The following is a 4,725-nucleotide window of genomic DNA, read 5'->3' on the forward strand; positions in this document are numbered from 1 at the left end:
GGGCAGGGTGGTGGACCGCGTCGTGGCGGTCATCGAGGGTCAGGTCCTCACCCAGAGCGAGCTGGAGATGGAGGCCCGGGTGGCGCTGATCCAGCGGGGGGCCGTGCAGGCCGCCGCCCAGCCGCTGGATGAACAGACGCTGCGGGGGGCCCTGGAGCTGTCCATCAACCAGCGCCTCCAGGTCCTGAGCGCGGACCGCCTGCAGGCCTTCCCGGCCGAACCGGCGGAGGTGGAGGCCCGGCTGGACGCCCTCCGGGCGCGGCTGGGCGGGCAGGAGGCACTCCAGCGCTTCCTGGACCGGCACGGCGTGGACCGGGACGCCCTGGAGGCCGTGCTGGCGAGGGGCCTTCGCGCGGAACGAATCCTCGACAGTCGGGTCCGGTTGAAGGCTCAGGTAAGCGAGGCGGAGGTCCGTCACCACTATGACGCGCACCGGGACCTGTACCCCGGTGAGTTCGACCAGGCGGCGCGCACGGCCATCCGCGAGGAGCTGGTCCGGGCGCGCTACGGAGAGCTGGCGGCCCAGGCCCTGGCTGAAGTACGCAGGTCGGCGCAGGTGCGGCGGGTGGCGCCCTTCGCGCGGGAGGCACGGCGATGAGACGGCTGCGGGAGGACGGGACGCCCGACAAGGGGAAGGGCTTCCTCATCCGGCAGATGACCGTGGACGACATGCCGGCGGTGATGGCGCTGGAGAAGGCGTCCTTCAAGAACCCCTGGTCCACGGAGCTGCTCGGGCGCGAGCTCCAGCACGACTGGTCCACCATCCTCCTCGTGGAGGAGCCCAAGGCCGAAGGCGGCGTGGACCTCCTGGGCCTGGCCATCTTCTGGATCGTCCACGACGAGGTCCACGTCCTCAACGTCGCCACGGCCCCCGTGCACCGCCGCCGGGGCGTCGCGCGCACCGTGATGGAGGAGGTGCTCCGCCGGGGCGTGGCCCGCCGCTGTTCCCTGGCCACCCTGGAGGTGCGCCGGGGCAACGAGTCCGCCCTCAACCTCTACCGCTCGCTGGGCTTCCGGCCGGTCGGCATCCGCCCGAACTACTACGTCGACGAGGGCGAGGACGCGATCGTGATGGTCCTCGACTTCTAGGGCCGTAAGGGAGTAGAGCGTCCGCCCGTTGTCGTAGTCCTGGGGTCAAGCCATGCTTGACACCCGGGGGGCCCTCCCTATACTCGCGGGCCTTTTGTGTAGCCTGTAGGTAGATATGCTCCGCTTTCGTGTAGCCGGACGCGGGGTTCCCACGAAGAAGAGGTTTCAGTGCCGACCATCAGCCAGCTCGTCCGCAAGGGCCGCGAGAAGCTCAACATCAAGGGCAAGAGCCCTGCCCTGAAGGAGTGCCCCCAGAAGCGCGGTGTTTGCACGCGCGTCTACACCACGACCCCGAAGAAGCCGAACTCGGCCCTCCGCAAGGTGGCCCGCGTGCGTCTCACCAACGGCATCGAGGTGACTTCCTACATCCCCGGCGTGGGTCACAACCTCCAGGAGCACTCGGTGGTCATGATCCGTGGTGGCCGTGTGAAGGACCTCCCGGGCGTTCGCTACCACATCATCCGCGGCACGCTGGACTCCGTGGGCGTTGCCGGTCGCAAGCAGAGCCGCTCCAAGTACGGCGCCAAGCGCCCCAGCTAGTCCGGTTCTCCCGCGCGCCGTTGGCGCGGAACACCTTCGCTGTCCCTGAAGAAGTGTCGGACGCTGGCCCCACACCCTGGGGAGTGTCCCTGGAAGTTCCCAGCAGTCGTTCTTGAAGCCCCCGAACAAGGCTTTCCTCCAGGCGAGGAGAGTGGGGCGTAAGGGAAGAGATGCCTCGTCGTCGCGTAGTCGCCAAGCGGAAGATTCTCCCGGATCCGAAGTTCCAGGACCGGCTCGTCACCAAGTTCGTCAACGACCTGATGCGCAAGGGTAAGAAGTCCATCGCGGAAGGCGTTTGCTACGGCGCCTTTGCCCTCATGGAGGAGCGCGCGAAGGAAGACCCCCTCAAGACGTTCAAGAAGGCCCTGGACAACGTCAAGCCCGTCCTCGAGGTGAAGAGCCGCCGCGTCGGTGGCGCCACCTACCAGGTCCCCGTGGAGGTCCGTCAGGACCGCCGCGTCGCGCTGGGCATGCGCTGGATCATCTCCTACGCCAAGGCGCGCGGTGAGAAGACCATGCAGGAGAAGCTGGCCGGCGAGATCATGGACGCCGCCAACAACCGCGGTAACGCGGTGAAGAAGCGTGAAGACACGCACAAGATGGCGGAAGCCAACAAGGCCTTCGCTCACTACCGCTGGTAGGTCCCGTCAGGGGCTTCGCGGTTGCCGCCCGGATGCGCTGCCAGCGTCCGGGCGGTTTTGTTTGTCAGCCCTGGCAGCAGTCCAAGAGACGTCCGGAAGGAACCGAGTCATGGCCCGTGAGTTCCCCCTCGAGCGCTACCGCAACATCGGCATCATGGCGCACATCGATGCCGGCAAGACGACCACCACCGAGCGGATCCTGTTCTACACAGGCGCCATCCACAAGATGGGCGAGGTGCACGAAGGCACCACCACCACGGACTGGATGGTTCAGGAGCGCGAGCGCGGCATCACCATCACCTCCGCGGCCATCAGCGCCTTCTGGGAGCGGATGGGCCAGCGCTACCGCGTGAACATCATCGACACGCCGGGCCACGTGGACTTCACCATCGAGGTGGAGCGCTCGCTGCGCGTGCTCGACGGCGCCATCACGGTGTTCGACGCGGTGAACGGTGTCGAGCCGCAGTCGGAGACGGTGTGGCGCCAGGCGGACCGCTACAAGGTCCCGCGCATCTGCTTCATCAACAAGATGGACCGCGTGGGCGCGGACTTCGAGATGTCCGTCGGCACCATCAAGGAGAAGCTGGGCGCGCGCCCCGTGCGCATGCAGCTGCCCCTGGGCGCCGAGGACAAGCACAAGGGCGTCATCGACCTGGTCCGCATGAAGGCGCTGGTGTTCCAGGACGGGGAGCAGGGCAGCCGCTACGAAATCGTGGACATCCCGGCGGAGTACCAGGAGGCCGCCGCCGCCGCGCGAGGGGAGCTCCTGGAGGCCGCCGCCGAGCAGGACGACGCGCTCACGGAGAAGTTCCTCAACGGCGACGAGCTCACCGAGGACGAGGTCCGCGGCGCCATCCGCAAGGGCTGCGTGGGGCTGAAGCTGTTCCCGGTGTTCTGCGGCTCGGCGTTCCGCCACAAGGGCGTGCAGCCGCTGCTGGACGCGGTGGTGGACTACCTGCCCAGCCCGCTGGAGATCCCGCCGATCCACGGCAAGACGCCCAAGGGCGAGGACGCCATCCGCGAGACCCGCGACGACGCGCCCTTCAGCGCGCTGGCGTTCAAGATCATGAACGACCCGTCCTTCTCGTCGCAGACGCTGACGTTCCTGCGCGTCTACTCCGGCAAGCTGGAGGCGGGCACGGCGGTGTGGAACTCCGTGAAGGGCAAGCGAGAGCGCGTCAGCCGGCTCGTGCAGATGCGCGCGGACAAGAAGGACGAGCTGACGGAGTGCTACGCCGGCGACATCTGCGCGGTCGTGGGCCTGAAGCTGGCCACCACGGGCGACACGCTCTGTGACGACAAGCAGCAGATCGTCCTGGAGCGGATGGAGTTCCCCGAGCCCGTCATCGACATCGCCATCGAGCCGAAGTCCACCGCGGACCAGGACAAGATCATCCAGGCCCTGCAGCGGCTGGCCATGGAGGACCCGTCCTTCCGCGTGCGCACCAACGAGGAGACGGGCCAGACGCTCATCGCCGGCATGGGCGAACTGCACCTGGAAATCATCGTCGACCGGCTCCTGCGCGAGTTCAAGGTGGACGCGAACATCGGCAAGCCGCAGGTGGCCTACCGCGAGACGGTGACGGCGACGAAGGAGGCGGAGGGCAAGTTCATCCGCCAGACGGGTGGCAAGGGGCAGTACGGCCACATCAACCTGCGCGTGTCCCCCAACGAGCCCGGCAAGGGCTTCGAGTTCGTCAGCACCATCGCCGGTGGTGCCGTGTCCAAGGAGTTCGTGGACGCCGCGCGCGACGGCGCGAGGGAAGCCATGCAGAACGGCCCCGTCGCCGGCTACCCCATGGTGGACGTGAAGGTGGAGGCCTACGACGGCTCCATGCACGACGTGGACTCGTCGGAGATGGCGTTCAAGATCGCCGGCTCCATGGCCTTCAAGGACGCGGTCCGCGCGGCGAACCCGGTTCTCCTGGAGCCCATCATGGCCACGGAGGTCGTCACCCCGGAGGCCGCCATGGGCGACGTCATCGGTGACCTGAACGGCCGGCGCGGAAAGATTTTGGGCATGGTGCCCCGGCCTGGCGGTGTGCAGGCCATCCAGGCGGAGGTGCCCCTGGCCGCCATGTTCGGGTACTCGACCGACCTGCGCAGCAAGAGCCAGGGAAGGGCGACCTACACCATGCAGTTCAAGCACTACGCACCGGCGCCCAAGTCAGCGCTCAACCCGAGCTACTGACCTCCCGCTCGCAGGGGGAGCCGCCGGGCGAATTCTGTTGACGTTCCAGCGGCTTTGAAGCACACGCAGCACCCTTCGGAAGTTCTCTAGAAGTCCTATACCGCCGGGGTCGCACCGGCGGCGTCGTGAGGAGCGGTTCATGTCCAAGGAAAAGTTCGATCGCAGCCTGCCCCACGTGAACATCGGAACGATTGGGCACGTGGACCACGGCAAGACGTCGCTGACCGCCGCCATCACCAAGGTGCTGGCGAAGACCGGTGGCGC

At 67.4% G+C, this 4,725-nt stretch carries 6 protein-coding genes; all 6 read left to right on the top strand.

Translation table 11 applies throughout. The annotated features are described in order from the left end of the window. On the top strand, positions 1–598 hold a 598-nt coding region (locus D7X55_RS35875; RefSeq protein WP_121725388.1), incomplete at its 5' end, for a hypothetical protein. Further along, a complete protein-coding gene (gene rimI / locus D7X55_RS35880) occupies positions 595–1,089 on the top strand; it encodes a ribosomal protein S18-alanine N-acetyltransferase (protein WP_121725389.1) in 495 nt (164 codons plus the stop codon). The genes D7X55_RS35875 and rimI, both read left to right, overlap by 4 nt. 168 nt (positions 1,090–1,257) lie before the next feature. After that, entirely contained in the window at positions 1,258–1,629 is a 372-nt protein-coding gene (gene rpsL / locus D7X55_RS35885; RefSeq protein WP_014395857.1) for a 30S ribosomal protein S12, read from the top strand. A 170-nt stretch (positions 1,630–1,799) separates the two neighbouring features. Next, on the top strand, positions 1,800–2,270 hold the full coding sequence (gene rpsG / locus D7X55_RS35890; RefSeq protein ID WP_014395858.1) for a 30S ribosomal protein S7: 471 nt from the start codon (positions 1,800–1,802) through the stop codon (positions 2,268–2,270). 109 nt (positions 2,271–2,379) lie between these two features. Continuing rightward, the gene (fusA, locus tag D7X55_RS35895) at positions 2,380–4,461 is read left to right on the top strand and encodes an elongation factor G (protein ID WP_120553092.1); all 2,082 of its coding nucleotides are present in this window, start codon (positions 2,380–2,382) and stop codon (positions 4,459–4,461) included. Positions 4,462–4,600: 139 nt separating this feature from the next. Beyond that, on the top strand, positions 4,601–4,725 hold a 125-nt coding region (locus D7X55_RS35900; RefSeq protein ID WP_233588040.1), incomplete at its 3' end, for a GTP-binding protein.

The sequence above is a fragment of the Corallococcus sp. AB049A genome (genome assembly GCF_003668885.1).
Taxonomy (GTDB): Bacteria; Myxococcota; Myxococcia; order Myxococcales; family Myxococcaceae; genus Corallococcus; species Corallococcus interemptor.